Source organism: Paraburkholderia sp. SIMBA_027 (assembly GCF_046535315.1).
Lineage (GTDB): Bacteria > Pseudomonadota > Gammaproteobacteria > Burkholderiales > Burkholderiaceae > Paraburkholderia > Paraburkholderia tropica.
In genome coordinates this window covers 57,622-75,286 of record NZ_JAWRWY010000013.1, presented here as the reverse complement: position 1 = coordinate 75,286, position 17,665 = coordinate 57,622, and the positions used below count along the sequence as shown (strand labels likewise).

The following is a 17,665-nucleotide window of genomic DNA, read 5'->3' as shown; positions in this document are numbered from 1 at the left end:
AAAGCGCGACGATCGACAATCAGGCGATTACGGCACCCATCAGGGCACCAATCACGGCACCAGCCAGAGCGCGACCGCGTAGATCACGAGCGAGACCGCGAACGTCACGGCGGTGTAGCCCATCACGCGCTGGATGCGGATGCCCGCGATGGCCACGATCGGCACGGCCCAGAACGGCTGGAGCATGTTCGAGACGTTTTCGGCCATCGCCACGCCCATCGCGGTGCGCGGCACCGACGCATGCAGGCTCAGCGCGGCGGGCAGCACGAACGGCCCTTGCACGGCCCAGTGTCCGCCCGCGCTCGGCACCAGCAGCGTGATGATGAGCGAGCTCAGGTAGCTCCAGATCGGCAGCGAAACCGGCGTGGCGATCGTCACGAACGCCTTGGCGATCATCGACGCGAGACCGGTGCCTTTCATGATGCCCATGATGCCGCCGTAGATCGGGTATTGCAGCAGCATCGAGCCGGTCTGGCGCGCGGCGCGGCGGATTGCGTTCGCGTAGGCGATCGGCGTGCGCTGCAGCGCGAGGCCGATCAGCAGGAAGATCAGGATGGTCGTGTTGATGTCGAGATCGAAGCCTTTTTCGCTCCATTCCATCGCCAGAAAGCCCACGCCCAGCACGAGCAGCAGCAGCATGCCGAGCATCGACTGTTCGAGGCGCGTGGCGAACGACGGCGTGTCGCTGATGCGCGCGTGCGGGTCGTCGCTCGGGGCGCTGTCTTCGTCCTGCGCGGCCTGATTGAAGGCCACCACGTCTTCCGCTTTCGGGTGCATGCGGATAAAGATCGCGGTCATCACGACGACCACCAGCACGGTCGGCACGAACACGAACGGCGCGAACACGGTCTCGGCGAGCGGCACGACGTGGCCCGTGGCCTTTTCGACCAGATTGAGCGCGTTGCCGTGCGAAGCCTGCGAGAGCGCGATCGAACTCGACAGGCCGCTATTGCAGATCGACCACGCCGAATAGCTGCCGGCCACGAGCCACGCGAAATCGACCTTCACGCGCCGCGCGATTTCGCGCGAGAGCAGCGCGCCGACGATGAGGCCGAGGCCCCAGTTCAGCCACGCGGCGACGGCGACGACCGGAAACACCAGCAGCGCGGCGCGCGCGGGCGTCTGCGCTTTCGCCGCGAGCGCGCGCAGGCCGCGCTGGACGATCGGCGCTTCGGCGATCGCATAGCCGGTCGCGAGAATCAGGATCATCTGCAGCGCGAAGCCGAGGATGCCGAAGGTGCCCGTGTACCAGGCGTCGAGCAGCGTCGGAATATGGCCTTGCGGCGCAATCGCGAGCGCGAGCACGGCGACGAACGCCGTGAGACAGATCGAGAGAACGAAGGGGTCGGGCATGACCCGCTCGAACACATAGACGAGGGCGGCGACGACGCCGCGGCCTTTGGCGGATTGCGGTTGAGCGATGGGAGGGTTGTCTCTTTTCATGCTGTTATGAGTCGCGCAGTGTGTGGCTGCAAGCTGATGTGCGCCACGCGCGGCGTGTCACGAGGTGTCACGGCGACGTGCGGCGGCCTGCTCGTTGTTGTTATCGTGCGTTCGCAATGCGAACTACGTTTCGTTTATCGAACCGGCCAATAGTCGCTTTATGCCTGCTGAATGTCAAGCCGCAATCGCGTCAGTTCGCGGCTTTTTCAAGGCAGATCGCCGTCGATTGAATGGTTAATGAAAGATGTGGAAAGCAAAAAGGAAAGCGCGGGACGTGCGGGCGCGCGGCCGGAACGTCGAGCGTGCGGCAGACGTAAAAGCGTAAAAGCGGGGAGATCGGAAGAGACAGCGCGCGCGGCAGGACGCCGCGCGCGTGAAGGACGTCAGGCTTGCTGCAGGAATTCGTCGACGAGCGGGGCGAGCACACGCGCATGCGCGTTGGCCAGATCGTGGCCGCCGCCGTTCACGAGATCGAGCTCGGAATTCGGCAGCAATTCGAGCAGCTTTTCGCCCACGGAGAGCGGGCTGATGGGATCTTCGTCGCCCCACAGCAGCATGACCGGCTGCTGGATATAAGGCAGTTCGCCCGTGAGATCTTCGCGCAGCGTCAGGAACCAGTCCGGCAGATGCGGGTTTTCCTTGCCGAAGCTCTCGCGCCAGTCGCTCGCGCCCAGCGCCTGCATGTCGAGGCCGCCCGAGGTGACGGCCAGCACCAGATGCGTGACGAGCGCGGGCTTCGCGAGCGCCGCGCGCAAGGCCAGCACGCCGCCCATCGACTGGGCGATCAGCGCGGTCGGACGGTCGATCCGTTGCACGAGGCGGCGCACGAGGTCCTCGAAATTTTCGACGTCCGGATCGGCGGGTTCGGCGCCGAAGCCCGGATAGGCGAGGAACTGATGCTCGGCTTCGTAGGTGAGCGCGTTCGCCATCGGTTGCCAGAACGCGGGGTCGCCCGAGGCGCCCGGCAGGAAAATGAGTTGGGTCGGTGCGTTCAAGGTCGTTTCGCTCGGAGCGCGCGTGAAAGTGGCGTGAAGTGGAGCAGCGTCGCGAACGCGCGCCGCAAGCGGGCCGGACGTGGCCTGGACCGGTCAGGTCCGGGGGCAGTCTGGGTTCAGAAGCCGCCGATCTTAGCACGCAAGCGCGTGGCCCTCGCGCGCGGGGCGAGCGAGCCCGGCCTGGCCGCCGACAACGCCGCGCGCGGCGGCCCCGAGCGCGAACGGTACAATGTGGCCGGTTCATTTTCCGCTCGACACCATGCAAAAAAAGCCGGCTCACGGTGCGCCACTGCCCGCCTACGAACAGATCAAGCGTCACGTCCTCGCGCAGATCGAAAGCGGTGCGCTCAAGCCGGGCGACGTCGTGCCTTCCGAAACCGAAATGGTCAAGGAATTCGGCGTCGCGCGCATGACCGTGTCGCGCGCGCTGCGCGAGCTGATGGCCGATGGCGTGCTCAACCGCGTGCGTGGCTCGGGCACCTACGTCGCGCCGCGTCAATACGAGTCGACGGCGCTGCAGATCCGCAATATCGCCGACGAAATTGCCGCGCGCGGCCATCGCCATAGCGCGAACGTGCTCGCGCTCGAAGCCAGCGACGACGAGAACGCCATCGCCGCGCTCGAACTCGAACGCGGGCCGGTGTTCCATTCGCGCATCGTGCACAGCGAAGAGGGCGAGCCGATCCAGTACGAGGATCGCTATGTGAATCCCGAGGTGTTTCCCGATTATCTCCAGCAGGATTTCACGGTCGAAACGCCCAATCACTATATGGTGCGGCTCGCGCCGATCCAGCGCGCGGAATTTCGCATCTACGCGCAGAAGCCCGATGCGCGCGTGCGCCAGTATCTGGCGATGGAGATCGGCGAGCCTTGTTTGCTGCTGCTGCGCCGCACGTGGGTCGGCCGGCACGTGGCGACGTCGGTGCGGCTCTGGCATCCGGCTTCGCGCTTTCATCTGGCCGGCACGGTCTGACGCTTTCTTCCCGTTCTTCTCGCGTTTCCGCTTTCTCCGCTTTCTCCACTGCGCGCCGTTCCGGGCGCGCACGTCGCAGCATCTTGTCTAGCCAATGAGCGCCGATTCAAGGCGCTCGACTCCCCGCTAACACGCTAAAAAATCCCGGAAAATCTCCAGGGTAATTCCCTACGCTCGTTTTATTGAAACGAGTTGTATATACAACTTGGCGGGGTTAGACTTGCTCTCACGTTGCCGCCACGCCTCACCTTGAATTCCCGGGATTCCCCTGCAACAGAAAGGCCGCGCGGCTTGCGCCAGAACTTTTCTTTCGAGACTTCCGAGACGAACGAACGCCATGAACCACCCGAACTTCACCGATCCCCGCCTCGATCCTTCCCGCACGATCCGCGCGCCGCGCGGCAGCGAGAAAGTCTGCAAGACCTGGCTGGCGGAAGCTGCCTATCGCATGATCCAGAATAATCTGGACCCGGAAGTGGCCGAGCATCCGCATGCGCTGGTCGTGTATGGCGGCATCGGGCGCGCCGCGCGCAACTGGGAATGTTTCGATCAGATTCTCGCGTCGCTGAAGGATCTCGGCGAAGACGAAACGCTGCTGATCCAGTCGGGCAAGCCGGTGGGCGTGTTCCGCACGCATGCCGACGCGCCGCGCGTGCTGCTCGCGAATTCGAATCTCGTGCCGCACTGGGCCACGTGGGAGCATTTCCACGAACTCGACCGCAAGGGCCTCATGATGTACGGCCAGATGACCGCGGGCAGCTGGATCTACATCGGCTCGCAGGGCATCGTGCAAGGCACCTACGAAACGTTCTACTCGGTCGCGAACCAGCATTTCAACGGCAATCCGAAGGGCCGCTGGATTCTCACGGGCGGTCTCGGCGGCATGGGCGGCGCGCAGCCGCTCGCGGCCACGATGGCGGGCTTTTCGATGATCGCGGTCGAATGCGACGAGACGCGCATCGACTTCCGTCTGAAGACGCGCTATGTCGACCGCAAGGCGAAGACGCTCGACGAGGCGCTCGCCATCGTCGAAGAAGCGAAGCAGACGGGCAAGCCGGTCTCGGTGGGCCTGCTCGGCAATGCGGCGGACGTGTTCGCCGAATGCGTGGCGCGCGGCATCACGCCCGACTGCGTGACCGACCAGACCAGCGCGCACGATCCGATCAACGGCTATCTGCCGCAAGGCTGGAGCGTCGAGCAATGGCGCGAGGCGCAGAAGGTCGCGCCGGAGAGCATCATCAAGGTCGCGAAGCAGTCGATGGCGCATCAGGTGCAGGCGATGCTCACGCTGCAGGAACGCGGCGCGGCCACGCTCGATTACGGCAACAACATTCGCCAGATGGCGCTGGAAATGGGCGTCGACAACGCCTTCGATTTTCCGGGCTTCGTGCCCGCGTATATCCGTCCGCTGTTCTGCGAAGGCAAGGGTCCGTTCCGCTGGGTCGCGCTTTCGGGCGATCCCGAGGACATCTACAAGACCGACGCGAAGGTCAAGGAACTGATTCCCGACGATCCGCATCTGCACAACTGGCTCGACATGGCGCGCGAACGCATCGCGTTCCAGGGCCTGCCCGCGCGCATTTGCTGGGTGGGCGTAAAGGATCGTTATCGTCTGGGTCAGGCGTTCAACGAGATGGTCAAGAACGGCGAGCTGAAGGCGCCGATCGTGATCGGCCGCGATCACCTCGACACGGGTTCGGTCGCGAGCCCGAATCGCGAAACCGAATCGATGAAGGACGGTTCGGACGCCGTGAGCGACTGGCCGCTGCTCAACGCGCTGCTGAACACGGCGGGCGGTGCGTCGTGGGTGTCGCTGCATCACGGCGGCGGCGTGGGCATGGGCTTCTCGCAGCACGCAGGCGTGGTGATCGTCGCGGACGGCACGCAGGCGGCGCACGAGCGTCTGGGCCGCGTGCTGCACAACGATCCGGCCACGGGCGTGATGCGCCACGCCGACGCCGGCTACGAACTCGCGCAGCAGACCGCGCGTGAAGCCGGTCTCAAGCTGCCGATGCTGGGCCGATGAGCGAAGCTCGCACGACGCACGCGCCGCGGCTGACGCTGCTGCGCGGCGCGGATCGGGTGGCGTCGCCGTGGAAGAACGGCGGCGGCGTCACGCGCGAGATCGCGGCGGAATTCGCGCCTGCGTCGGCCGATGAGGTTGCGCACGACGTCGCGTTCGCGTGGCGTGTGAGCGTGGCCGACGTCGCGCAAGCCGGTCCGTTTTCGCGCTTCGCGGGCGTGGATCGCACGCTCGTCTTGCTCGAAGGCGCGGGCATGTTGCTCGACGAGCATGATGCTGGCGGCGCGAATGTCTTGTCGACGCATGCGCTGACGCGCGTGCTCGATATCGCGCGCTTCGACGGCGCTGCGTCGATCGACGCGCGTCTTGTCGATGGCGCCACGCGCGATTTCAACCTGATGGTGCGCCGCGACGTGGCGCACGGCTCGCTCGAGGTCTGGCGCGAGGCGGGTTCGCATCGCATTCCCGCGCAAACGGATACGGTGCTGCTGTATGGCGCGCAAGGCGTCACGCGCGCGCGCGTCGAAGATGGCGAATGGATCGCGCTCGAAACCGGTGACACGCTGCGTATCGACTCCGCTCAGGCCGCCGAAATCGAAACGCAAGGCGAGGGCGCGCTGCTCGCCATTACGTTGAACGTGCCACGACATTCGAAGAAAGCGCCATGAATCAAGCCGTCTGGCACCACCTCAAACTCTGCGCGCAGGGCGACCCGCGCGACACGCTCGACGACGCGGCCATCGCCGTCGACAACGGCACGATTGCGTGGCTCGGCGCGGCGGCCGATCTGCCCGCGACGTTCGCGCAATGGCCGCGCGAAGACCTCGGCGGCGCGTGGGTGACGCCGGGTCTCGTCGACTGCCATACGCATCTGGTCTACGGCGGCCAGCGCGCCGATGAATTCGCGCAACGCCTCGCGGGCGTGAGCTACGAGGAAATCGCGCGCCAGGGCGGCGGCATCGTCTCGACCGTGCGCGCTACGCGCGCGGCGAGCGAAGCCGAACTCTTCGCGCAATCGGCTGCGCGTCTCGAACCGCTGCTCGCGGAAGGCGTGACGGCCGTCGAAATCAAATCGGGCTACGGCCTCGAACTCGACGCCGAGCGCAAGATGCTGCGCGTCGCGCGGCAATTGGGCGAGCGCTATCCGGTCACGGTGCGCACGACGTTTCTCGGCGCACATGCCTTGCCGCCCGAATACGCAGGACGCGCCGACGCCTATATCGACGAAGTGTGCGAGCGCATGCTGCCCGCGCTCGCCGACGAAGGCCTCGTCGATGCCGTCGATGTGTTCTGCGAGCGCATCGGCTTTTCGATCGCACAAAGCGAGCGCGTGTTCGAAGCGGCGGCGCGTCGCAATTTGCCCGTGAAAATGCACGCGGAGCAATTGTCGAACAGCGGCGGCGCGGCGCTGGCAGCGCGTTATGGCGCGTTGTCGTCGGATCATCTGGAGTTTCTCGACGAAGCGGGCGTGGCCGCGATGAAAGAAGCGGGCAGCGTGGCCGTGCTGCTGCCCGGCGCGTATTATTTCATTCGCGAAACGCAGTTGCCGCCGCTCGATCTGCTGCGCCGCTACGAGGTGCCGATTGCCATTTCCACCGACAGCAATCCGGGTACGTCGCCCGCGACTTCGCTGCTGCTCATGATGAATATGGCGACCACGCTGTTCCGCATGACCGTGCCCGAAGTGCTGCAAGGCGTGACGCGGCACGCGGCCCAGGCGTTCGGCGACACCGCGCGCCACGGCACGCTCGGTGTGGGACGTCCCGCCGATTTCGCGGTCTGGCAGGTGCGGTCGCTCGCCGAACTCGCCTACTGGATCGGCCGTCCGCTGTGCGCGCGCGTCGTGCGCGGCGGCCAAACCGTTTTCGAACGCGATCAACGCGCATGAATACCTTGAATTCCGATTTCCCTCAGCGCGCGCTGTTCGCCGCGCATGCGTGGCTGCCGGATGGCTGGCGCCGCAACGTGTTGCTCGAATGGGACGCGCACGGCACGCTGCTGCGCGTGCTGCCCGATCTCGCCGGCGCGCCCGCGGGCGTGGCGACGGCATCGGGTCCGGTAATACCTGGGACGCCTAATCTTCATTCGCATGCGTTTCAGCGCGCGATGGCGGGCCTCACCGAGTATCGCGCGAATCCTACCGACAGTTTCTGGAGCTGGCGCGATCTGATGTATCGCTTCGCCGCTCGCATCACGCCCGACGATCTCGGCGCGATCGCGCGCTGGCTCTATGTGGAAATGCTCAAAGCGGGCTATACGTCCGTCTGCGAATTCCATTACGTGCATCACGCGCAGGACGGCCGGCGTTATGCGAGTCCCGCCGAACTCGCACAGCGCGTGGTGGGCGCGGCGCGCGAGACGGGCATCGGCATGACGATGCTGCCGGTGCTTTACCAGTACAGCGGCTTTGGCGCGCGTGCGCCGCGCGACGATCAGCGGCGCTTCATCAACACGCCCGCGCAATTGCTCGAGATGATCGAAGCGCTGCGCGAAACGTATCCGGAGCAGGGCGCGTTGCGCTATGGTGTCGCGCCGCATTCGTTACGCGCGGTCTCGCAGGATTCGTTGCGCGACATGCTCAACGGTCTCGACGCGATGTTGCCCGGCGCGCCCGTGCATATTCACATCGCAGAACAAACCGCCGAGGTCGAGGCGTGCATCGAAACCGAAGGCGCGCGTCCGGTGCAATGGCTGCTCGATCGTTTCGACGTGAATGCGCGCTGGTGCCTCGTGCACGCGACGCACGTCGATGCGCAGGAGACGCTCGCGCTCGCGCGCAGCGGCGCGGTGGCGGGCTTGTGCCTGACCACCGAGGCGAATCTCGGCGACGGCATTTTTCCCGCGAACGATTATCTCGACGCGCAAGGCGCATTTGGCGTGGGCTCGGACAGCCATATCGGCGTGGATTGGCGCGCGGAATTGCGCCTGCTCGAATATGGCCAGCGTCTCGTGCGCCGCGAGCGCAACGTGCTCGCTTCGCCGCAAACGGCGTATGTGGCCGACCGGTTGTATGCCGGTGCGCTGGCGGGCGGTGCGCGGGCGACGGGGCGTCAGGTGGGCGCGCTCGAAGCGGGCGCGCGTGCCGACTGGATCGTGCTCGATCCGCAGCATCCGAATCTGGCCGGGCAGACGCCGCGCACGTGGCTCTCGTCGGTGGTGTTTTGCGAACAGGGCGAGACGCCGGTGCTCGATGTCTATACGGGCGGCGAGCGAGTGATCGCGCAGCGCCGCCATCGCGACGAAACGCGTCTTTACGCCGACTATCGCCAGACGCTCGCCCGCCTGCTCGCCGATGCGTAAGCACACAGCCATTCAACGGACCGGATCATGACCGAACTCTTTACGCTCGAACGCGGCACGGCGCCCCTGCTCATTTCGATTCCGCATCTGGGCACCGCGATTCCCGCCGATTTGCGCGAGCGCTACAGCGATATTGCGCTGAGCGTCGCCGATACGGATTGGCATCTCGATCGCCTTTATGCTTTCGCGAAAGAACTCGGTGCGACGATTCTGGGCGCGCGTATTTCGCGTTATGTAATCGACCTGAATCGTCCGCCGAACGACGAAAGCCTGTATCCGGGGCAAACGACCACGTCGCTGTGTCCCACGGAAACGTTTCGCGGCGAGCCGCTTTATCGCGAAGGCCGGGCGCCCGATGCAGCGGAACGTCAGCGCCGCGTGCAGACTTACTGGCAGCCGTATCACGACACGTTGCGCGCGGAGTTGCAACGCTTGCGCGCCGAACATGCGAACGTGCTGCTCTGGGAAGCGCATTCGATTGCGAGCGTGCTGCCGCGACTGTTTGAGAATAAATTGCCGGATTTGAATATCGGCACGCAGGATGGGCGCACGACGCATGCATCGGTGCAGGCGGCCGTCGAGCGCGGCGCGGCCGCGAGCGAGTTTACGTCGATTGCAAATGGTCGTTTCAAGGGCGGCTATATCACGCGCCATTTCGGCGCGCCGCAAGACGGCGTGCATGCCGTGCAGCTCGAAATGTGCCAGTCCACCTATATGAACGAAGACGCGCCGTTCGACTATCGGCCCGATCTCGCGCAAAAAGTGCAGCCGGTCTTGCGCGCCATGGTGGGCGGCGCGCTGGAAGCGGTGCAGGCGCTGAATCGCCGAATTGTTGATTGACGCGGCTGCCGTTACAGTAGCCACTCGATCGGCAGAATCGAAAAGAACCACACGGCGAGGCGCGTGCTCCAGCGCGAATTCGGCTCGACGTCATAGCGAATCGTGCTGTCGCCATCGCGGCGTATCCAGTAGATCGAGCCGTCCGGCGCGAGTCGCGTTTCGTAGGCAAGCTGCGGAATCTGCGCGACGAACGCGTGCTCGATCTGGCTGGCCAGTTTCGGGCTTTCGATCACGAGGCCAAGTTCGGTATTGAGATTCGCCGAACGCGGGTCGAAGTTCAGCGAACCGACGAACACGCGCTTCGCATCCACGGCGAAGGTCTTCGCATGCAGGCTCGAACCGGAGCTGCCGAACATGCCGGGCGCCTGCTCCTTCGCGCCGCTCGTGCCTGCCGCGCGGCGCAATTCCCACAGTTCGACACCGCTTTCGAGCAGCGCCTTGCGCCGTCGCGCATAGCCGCCATGCACCGGCATGACGTCGGTGGCTTCGAGCGAGTTCGTGAGCACGCGCACGGTCACGCCACGTCGCGCAAGCTCGGTGAAATAGCGCGTGCCGGCTTCGGCGGGGACGAAATACGGCGAGACGAGATCGAGTTCGCGTTGCGGCTCGCCGAGAATATCTTTGAGCTGACTGAGAATGAGCGAGTCTTGCGGCGCTTTGCCAAGCGCTTTCGCGGGATCGTCGCTGACGAGCCGCGCCGGCGCCCATTCAAATTCGAGCGTGCCGTCGAGCAAATGGCGCACGTCGGTTTTCGCTTCGAGCGACGCGATAAACGCGCTGGCCGCGGGGTTGGTCTGCACTGCAAGCGCGGCGCGGTCGAGCACCGCGAGCTGGTCCGCGGACACGGCGGGCAGGATTTCCTGCACAGGCCACGCCGAAGCACTCGACCAGTATCGGTCGAAATCGTGCGCGACGTCCGTTGCGGCGGGACCGATTGCGAGCACGTCGAGATCGGCGAATACCACGCCGTCCGTTGCGCCAAAATATTCATCGCCGATATTGCGCCCGCCGAGTATTGTCGCCACGCCATCGGCCGTTAGCGACTTATTGTGCATGCGCCGGTTCAGGCGCGAAAAGTCGGTGATAAAGCCGATGAATTTGGGCTTGCGAATCACGAAGGGATTAAACAGGCGCACTTCGATATTCGGATGCGCGTCGAGCGCGGCGAGCGTGCTGTCGAGCGAAGAGGGGATGCCGTTGTCATCGAGCAGCAGGCGCACGCGCACGCCACGGTCGGCGGCTTTGCGCAACTCTTCGAGCAGCAGCGTGCCGGTGAGATCGTCGCGCCAGATGTAGTACTGCACGTCGATCGTGCGTTGCGCCGTGCGGACAAGATCGACGCGCGAGGCGAAGGCTTGCAGCGGCGCGGTGAGCGGATCGATGCCGGTCAAACCGGGGTGATCGCCTCGCTCCTTGTCGATCGCCTGGCCGAGCTGTGTGCTGCTCGCCTCCTCAGCGGTGAGCGCCACCGATTGCGTGCGCGGGCCGGGTGCGGGTAATTGCTGGCATGCCGTGAGTGTCGTTGCGCCGAGCGCGGCGCACAGGCAGGCCGCGAGCCAGACCGCGGCCGAGCCGATACGTCTGCGAATAGCGATCACCACCGTGGAAGAGGGCAAGCTGGGCATGGACGATCCGCGCGTGAATTGACGCTAGCTTACGCGAATGCCCGGCCACGCTCCACGCGGGCGTCCGGGGGTCGGTCGTCTATCAGCCGTGAACGCACCAAAGCGCACCAAAGCGCACGAAGGCCGCGCCCGCGCGATGGCGGTAGCGGCTTACGGTGGTAGTGCTTTCGACGGGGGCGTTACTGGGTGTTCGGTGCGATGTTGGGCGCGCCGCTATTCGGAGCATTGAGCGCATTTTGCGCGCGTGCGCGGGATTCCTGAGCGGATTGATTGCGTTCGCTGCGAGCCTGCTTGGCTTCGTTCCTGTACACCTTCTTCGCTTCGGATTTTTTCGCGCGCTGTTCGCGATTCGCTTCACGAATTTCCATGCGCTTCTGGACGATCGGGTCGTTGTGCGTGGCGGCGGCCGGCGGTGCGGGTTGTGCCGGATTGGCCGGTGCGGGCTGCTGGGCGAGCACCGAGCCGGCGATCATGGCGCCGACCACGGCCAGCACGACGGCTGTCGTTGCGATTCTGGATTTCATTCTCGACTCTCCGATGGATGATACGGATGGCTAACTATCGGCAACGGACCGGTAAATCCAGCCGAATTAATAACGGCGAAACGAATCGGTAAATACGTTCGCGTGTTTTGCTGCGTCGGGTTTCATTTTACTTACAGCGCGACGCAGGTCAAGCCGATTGACGCGATATTGCCAGGCGTCTGCTTCTATTTATCGAAGCGAAAACGCCTTAAAACAGGGCGAAATAGACATAATGTCGCGATTCGATTCACGATGAATTAACGCAGCATCGTCGCGAGTGTTTTGAACAGCAGCGTGCGCTTATTCGATTTCCGGTGAATCATGCCGACGGTGCGCATAAACGGCGGATTGCAGAGCGGAATCAGCCGCAGATTCGGGTCGTCGTGCCAGTTGCCGTTGTGAAGCACGGGCAGCACGCTCACGCCCACATCGTTACGCACAAGCGAAACAATCGTTTCGATGGAATTGAGTTCGAGATATTCGAGCGGCTTGATGCCGAGCGTGCGCAACGCGTCGTCGATGACCGCGCCCGTCGGCACGCGTCGGTCGAAACGCAGAAAGCCGCGTTCGCGCAAAATACGCCGGGCGTCGGTGCCCTTCGTCGTGCGGCTCGTGACGAGCATAAGCGGCTCGTCGTAGAGCGGCGTCCAGGCGAGCGATTCGTGCAGCGTGCCGTCGATATTGCCGACCACGACGGCCAGATCGACTTCGCCAGCTTCCACCATATCCGCGAGTTCGGTGGAGCGCGCGGAGGTCAGGCGCACTTCGAGTTCGGGATGCTCGGTCTTCAGATGCGCGACGGCCAGCGAGAGCGCGCCGATCACCGAGACCACCGCGCCCACGATCACCGAGCCGCGTATGGCGTCGTCGGCGCTGGCCGGCAGTTCGTCGATCAGTTCGAGAATGCGCTCGACCTTCGCGCAGATCTCGCGGCCTTCGCGTGTGAGCGCGACCTGGCGCGCGCGGCGGTCGAAGATCTGGCGGCCGAGCGCTTCCTCGAGTCCGCGCATCTGCAGGCTGACGGCGGCCTGGGTGAGCGCGGTCTTTTCGGCGGCGGTGGCGAACGAGCCGCTGCGCGCGACGGCCTGCAAGGTACGCAACATCCGGAGCGTGAGCATGTGAGAAAAATTTAAGTGTCGACAACAAAATATTAATATTTTTTTGGTCAAGCCTTCAAGATAATCGAAGGATCGGTCTGTGCCGGACTGTCCGGCACGGTCGCGCTTCCATTCATCCGCATTCACCCGAATCGATACCCTCATGACGCGCTTCAACTGGCACAACCCGTATCCGACACCGCGCCTGCCGGTGTTCGCCCGCAATATCGTCTCGACCTCGCACCCGTTGGCCGCGCAGGCGGGGCTGCGCATGCTCTGGAAAGGCGGCAACGCCGTGGATGCCGCGATCGCCGCGGCGGCGGCCATCACGGTAGTCGAGCCGGTGTCGTGCGGCCTGGGCGGCGACGCGTTCGCGCTCGTCTGGGACGGCTCGCAACTGCACGGCCTGAATGCGTCGGGCACGGCGCCGGCCGGCTGGAGCGTGGACTATTTCCGCCGCAAGCACGGCGAGGAGCAGGGGCTCGCGAAGCAGCCCAAGCGCGGCTGGGACACCGTGACGGTGCCGGGCGTGATCGCGGGCTGGGAGGCGCTGCATGCGAAGTTCGGCTCGCTGCCGTTCGCCGATCTGATGGCGCCCGCCATCGAGATCGCCGAACGCGGCTATGCCGTGGCGTCGATCGTCGCGCGCAAGTGGCAGGCGGCGATTCCCGAATTGCGCGATCAGCCCGGTTTTGCCGAGACGTTCATGCCGCGCGGGCGCGCGCCCGAAGTGGGCGAACACGTGCGCCTGCCGGGTCACGCTTCCACGTTGCGACGCCTCGCGGAGCAGGGGCCGCGTGCGTACTACGAAGGCGAACTCGCCGAGCGCATCGCGGCGTTCGCCCGTGAAGGCGGCGCGGCGCTCACGCTCGATGATCTTCGCAACTATCGCGCGCAATGGGTCGAGCCGATTTCGAAAACCTATCGCGGCTACAAGGTGCACGAGATTCCGCCGAACGGGCAGGGGATCGCCGCGCTCATCGCGCTGGGCATTCTGGAGCAGTTCGACGTGGCGTCGCTGCCGCGCGACGGCATCGAGTCACAACATCTGCAGATCGAAGCGATGAAGCTCGCGTTCGCGGACGTGTACCGCTATGTGTCCGATCCGCGTTCGATGGACGTCACGCCCGAGCAGATGCTCGACGACGCCTATCTGAAATCGCGCGCAAAGCTGATCGATCCCGCACGCGCCACGCACTTCGACTTCGGCATGCCGCGTTCCGGCGGCACGATCTATCTGTCCGCTGCGGACGAGCGCGGCATGATGGTGAGCTTCATTCAATCGAATTACATGGGCTTTGGCTCCGGCGTGGTGGTGCCCGGCACCGGCATCGCCATGCAGAATCGCGGCTGCGGTTTCTCGATGGATCCGGTCTCGCCGAATGTGGTCGAAGGCGGCAAGCGGCCGTTCCACACCATCATTCCCGCGTTCCTCACGCAGGAGGTGGCGGGCCGCGACGAGGCGGTCATGAGCTTCGGCGTGATGGGCGGCGACATGCAGCCGCAAGGGCATCTGCAGACGGTCGTGCGGATGCTCGATTACGGCCAGCAGCCGCAGGCCGCATGCGATGCGCCGCGCTGGAAGGTCAATCGCGACTTCACGCTCGACATCGAATCGACCTTCGATCCGCATACGGCGCAGGCACTGGAGGCACGCGGTCACCGCATTCAGGGTATCGACGATCCGTATATGGATTTCGGCTCGGGCCAGTTCATCTGGAAGCTCGACCGCGAGAATCCGGATCACGGTTACGTCGCGGCCAGCGATACACGTCGCGACGGCCTGGCAGCGGGATTCTGAGCGGAGCAAGGCCGTGTCGCGTGCGCGGCCTTGCTTGTCAATACGCGGATCGATTGCCACACAATAAAATTAGCATTACGAATTAAAATGAATGAGGAGACACGATGGACACCGGATCGCCCGCAGCGTCGAACATGAGCGAAGCGCAGCGCTATCACGCGGACCCTGCGCCGCTCACGCGCGGCATGGTGCGCCGCATCGTCTTCTCGTCGTCAATCGGCAATGCGCTCGAATGGTTCGATTTTCTCGTCTACGGTTATTTCGCGCCGATCATCGCCAAACAGTTCTTTCCCGTGCACGACGAATGGCTTTCCACGTTGCTTGCCGTGGGGACGTTCGGCATTTCATTTCTCATGCGTCCACTCGGCGCGATCGTGCTCGGCATCTATGGCGATCGAAAAGGGCGTAAGGCGGCGCTCACGCTCTCGATCGCGCTGATGATGGCGGGCACCCTCGCGATGGCGGTCATGCCGCCGTACGCGTCGATTGGACTGGCCGCGCCGTTGCTGATTCTGCTTGCGCGTCTCGTGCAGGGTTTTGCGGTGGGCGGCGAGTTCGGCAGCGCCACGGCTTTCATGGTCGAGCACAGTCCCGCCCGACGCGGCTATTACGCGAGCTGGCAATTCGCGAGTCAAGGCGCGGCGGCGATTCTCGCGGCGGCTTTCGGTGGGCTGCTCGCATTGTGGCTGCCGCCTGACCAGCTTGCCGCGTGGGGCTGGCGCATTCCGTTTTTCTTCGGGCTCGTGTTGGGGCCGGTGGGCTATTACATTCGCTCGCATCTGGACGAAACGCCGGAGTTCATTGCGAATCGAGAATCGAAGCGCGCGCATGAAACGGTGCAGGCGAATCAGGCCGAAAATACCGAAGCCGGAACGCAACGGCTTAATTTGCTGCTGGCGGTGGGCATCGTCGCGCAATCGACGGTGGGCGTGTATATCTTGCAGCTTTATATGCCGATGTACGCCGTCAAGCAATTGCATATGGCAGCAGCCACGTCGTTCGGCGTCGTGGTGCTGAATGGCGGATTGCAATTCGCACTTTCGCCTGTCATGGGCGCATTATCCGATCGCATCGGACGCGTGCGCATCATGCTGACTACGTCGATTCTGCTCGCCGCGTTCACCTATCCGATGTTCGCGCTGTTGCAGCGTCATCCGACGCTCGGCTGGCTGCTGGTATTGCAAGGCGCGGCAGGTATTTTCAAGGCGGCGTATTCCGGACCGATGCCTGCGCTCATGTCCGAGATTTTTCCGGTGCGCGTGCGTTCTGCCGGATTGTCGATTGCCTATAGTCTGGGCGTGACCTTGTTCGGCGGTTTTGCGCCGACGATTGCCGAGTTGCTGATCCATTGGACGGGCGACACACTCGCGCCCGCTTATTACGTTTCGCTGGCGGCCGTGATTTCGGGCGTATCGCTGGCTGTCGTGGGCTGGCGTATGCGAACTATGAAGCGGCGTGCATCAGCGTTTCAATCTCAAGTGTGCAGTGAACTTTAAATCGCCGTATTTTTTCGCTCCAGATCGTGATTCGATCGGTGTTTGCACTGAAGAGCCTACGCAGCAATGCTATATTCGGGCAACCGCTGCGGGGCAGCGATTCATGCTTACGTTTTGTCAGGTGCCGGAGAGAAAATGTCGATCGAATACCGTGGCTTTCAAATCGTTGTCGATACGAAAGCAGACGCGACGGACACGCAATGGCTGTGTCGCGCGGAAATAACTGGCGTTGAAGGTCAGGCACGCGACGTCGTGCTGCCTCCCGTCGAACTGGCGCTGCCCAAGCTGAAGATCGACGTGCTGATGGGTGTGAGCATGGTCGAGCACAAGGCGCGTCAAACGGTCGACGAATGGCACATCGCGCATCCCGCTCCGGTTTAAGTACGAATGCAAACGTCCAGGGTTATTGACCAGACGGATGAAACGAAAAGGCCCGCAAGGGCCTTTTCGTTCTTTCATGGCACGGCAGTGACGATATTGCGCGGCGTCCCCGCATGAAACGCGGCGATATTCTCGATCAACTGGTCGGCGAGCGATTGCATGGCTTCGTCGCTTGCCCACGCCACGTGCGGCGTGAGGATGAAGTGCGGATGCCCGAGTAGGGCCTGGAACGGATGCGCGGCGGGCAGCGGCTCGGTCGAGACGACGTCGAATCCCGCGCCCGAAATCGCTCCGCTTTGCAGCGCCTCCACGAGCGCGGCTTCATCGACAAGTCCGCCACGCGCCGTGTTGATCAGCAGCGGACGCCGAGCCATGCGCGCGAACGCGCTCGCATCGATCAGATGATGCGTGGCGGGCGTGAGCGGGCAGTGCAGCGAAACGATGTCGCTGTGCGCGAGCAGGTCGTCGAAGGGCACATGATCGTTCGACGCCGACGCTCGCTCGCCGTGCGCGGCGAATAGCACGCGCAATCCGAGCGCCCGTCCCATGGCCGCCACCGCCCGGCCAAGCGCGCCCGCGCCGACGATGCCAAGCGTCGAACCCGCGAGGTTTCGGATCGGAAAGTCGAAGAAGCAGAACTGTCCCGAGTCGAGCCAGCGCCCGGCGCGCACGGCGTCGCGATACGCGACGAGACTGCGCCGCAGCGCGAAGATCAGTGCGAACGTATGTTCCGGCACCGTGTGAACCGCGTAGTCGCGGATATTGCTGACCACGATGCCGCGTGCCGCGCATGCGCGTAGATCGACGTTGTCGGTGCCCGTGGCGGCGACGGCGATCATGCGTAGCGAGGGCGCGTCGGCGAGCGCGGCAGCGCTGATCGGCGTCTTGTTGGCGATTACGATGTCGGCGTCGCGCAGGCGCGTGGCCACGTCCGCGGCTGCGGTGTGATCGAAGCACTGCAAGGTATGAGCGAACGGCAAGCTGCGCAGGACGGTCTGCGGCGACAGCGTCGCGCGGTCGAGAAAGACGATGCGGGTGGGCGGAGTCGGGCTGGACATGAGCGGTTGCGAAATTTTCTTTCGGATCGGAAACACGCGGATACCACGCGGCGTGCATGTATTTCATAAAGGAAACGCACCGCATTGTCAGTCCGCGCCGCCCGCCGCG

The 17,665-nt window shown here is 64.2% G+C and carries 15 protein-coding genes; 9 read left to right on the top strand and 6 right to left on the bottom strand.

The features are described 5' to 3' along the window. Window positions 1-51: 51 nt before the first annotated feature. Both SB764_RS24250 and SB764_RS24245 read right to left on the bottom strand, forming a co-directional pair. Window positions 52-1,443, bottom strand: a complete 1,392-nt coding sequence (locus SB764_RS24250; protein ID WP_410865179.1) for a TIGR00366 family protein — start codon at window positions 1,441-1,443, stop codon at window positions 52-54. 383 nt (window positions 1,444-1,826) lie between these two features. Further along, the gene (locus SB764_RS24245; protein ID WP_065065908.1) at window positions 1,827-2,438 is read right to left on the bottom strand and encodes an alpha/beta fold hydrolase; all 612 of its coding nucleotides are present in this window, start codon (window positions 2,436-2,438) and stop codon (window positions 1,827-1,829) included. A 229-nt stretch (window positions 2,439-2,667) separates the two neighbouring features. Here SB764_RS24245 and hutC point away from each other — a divergent pair, with 229 nt between their 5' ends. From hutC to hutG, 6 genes are all read left to right on the top strand, one after another. Next, window positions 2,668-3,411, top strand: coding sequence for a histidine utilization repressor (hutC, locus tag SB764_RS24240; RefSeq protein WP_321857566.1), 744 nt, complete (start codon window positions 2,668-2,670; stop codon window positions 3,409-3,411). A 337-nt stretch (window positions 3,412-3,748) separates the two neighbouring features. Next, on the top strand, window positions 3,749-5,437 hold the full coding sequence (hutU, locus tag SB764_RS24235; protein WP_074985949.1) for a urocanate hydratase: 1,689 nt from the start codon (window positions 3,749-3,751) through the stop codon (window positions 5,435-5,437). Beyond that, entirely contained in the window at window positions 5,434-6,102 is a 669-nt protein-coding gene (locus SB764_RS24230) for a HutD family protein (protein WP_410865176.1), read from the top strand. Before hutU ends, SB764_RS24230 begins: the two co-directional genes overlap by 4 nt. Next, entirely contained in the window at window positions 6,099-7,322 is a 1,224-nt protein-coding gene (gene hutI / locus SB764_RS24225) for an imidazolonepropionase (protein ID WP_065064988.1), read from the top strand. The genes SB764_RS24230 and hutI overlap by 4 nt, the downstream gene beginning before the upstream one ends. Then, a complete protein-coding gene (locus SB764_RS24220) occupies window positions 7,319-8,734 on the top strand; it encodes a formimidoylglutamate deiminase (protein ID WP_410865174.1) in 1,416 nt (471 codons plus the stop codon). The genes hutI and SB764_RS24220 overlap by 4 nt, the downstream gene beginning before the upstream one ends. Window positions 8,735-8,761: 27 nt before the next feature. Then, window positions 8,762-9,574: an N-formylglutamate deformylase gene (gene hutG, locus SB764_RS24215; protein ID WP_321866544.1), complete on the top strand. Its 813-nt coding sequence runs from the start codon at window positions 8,762-8,764 to the stop codon at window positions 9,572-9,574. 11 nt (window positions 9,575-9,585) lie between these two features. On the opposite strand, the gene SB764_RS24210 is transcribed toward hutG, so the two are convergent. From SB764_RS24210 to SB764_RS24200, 3 genes are all read right to left on the bottom strand, one after another. Beyond that, window positions 9,586-11,199: a phospholipase D family protein gene (locus SB764_RS24210; RefSeq protein WP_082992244.1), complete on the bottom strand. Its 1,614-nt coding sequence runs from the start codon at window positions 11,197-11,199 to the stop codon at window positions 9,586-9,588. Between the two features lie 179 nt (window positions 11,200-11,378). Further along, on the bottom strand, window positions 11,379-11,723 hold the full coding sequence (locus SB764_RS24205; RefSeq protein ID WP_176081198.1) for a hypothetical protein: 345 nt from the start codon (window positions 11,721-11,723) through the stop codon (window positions 11,379-11,381). Between the two features lie 257 nt (window positions 11,724-11,980). Continuing rightward, window positions 11,981-12,841: a LysR substrate-binding domain-containing protein gene (locus SB764_RS24200; RefSeq protein WP_110328610.1), complete on the bottom strand. Its 861-nt coding sequence runs from the start codon at window positions 12,839-12,841 to the stop codon at window positions 11,981-11,983. A 142-nt stretch (window positions 12,842-12,983) separates the two neighbouring features. Here SB764_RS24200 and SB764_RS24195 point away from each other — a divergent pair, with 142 nt between their 5' ends. The 3 genes from SB764_RS24195 to SB764_RS24185 all read left to right on the top strand — a co-directional run bounded on the left by SB764_RS24195 (window position 12,984) and on the right by SB764_RS24185 (window position 16,498). Next, window positions 12,984-14,621: a gamma-glutamyltransferase family protein gene (locus SB764_RS24195; RefSeq protein WP_110328611.1), complete on the top strand. Its 1,638-nt coding sequence runs from the start codon at window positions 12,984-12,986 to the stop codon at window positions 14,619-14,621. Between the two features lie 134 nt (window positions 14,622-14,755). Continuing rightward, window positions 14,756-16,117: an MFS transporter gene (locus SB764_RS24190; protein WP_410865378.1), complete on the top strand. Its 1,362-nt coding sequence runs from the start codon at window positions 14,756-14,758 to the stop codon at window positions 16,115-16,117. 135 nt (window positions 16,118-16,252) lie between these two features. Continuing rightward, window positions 16,253-16,498, top strand: coding sequence for a hypothetical protein (locus SB764_RS24185; protein WP_074985964.1), 246 nt, complete (start codon window positions 16,253-16,255; stop codon window positions 16,496-16,498). Window positions 16,499-16,572: 74 nt separating this feature from the next. On the opposite strand, the gene SB764_RS24180 is transcribed toward SB764_RS24185, so the two are convergent. Continuing rightward, window positions 16,573-17,556: a D-2-hydroxyacid dehydrogenase gene (locus SB764_RS24180; RefSeq protein WP_124261254.1), complete on the bottom strand. Its 984-nt coding sequence runs from the start codon at window positions 17,554-17,556 to the stop codon at window positions 16,573-16,575. Between the last annotated feature and the right edge of the window lie 109 nt (window positions 17,557-17,665).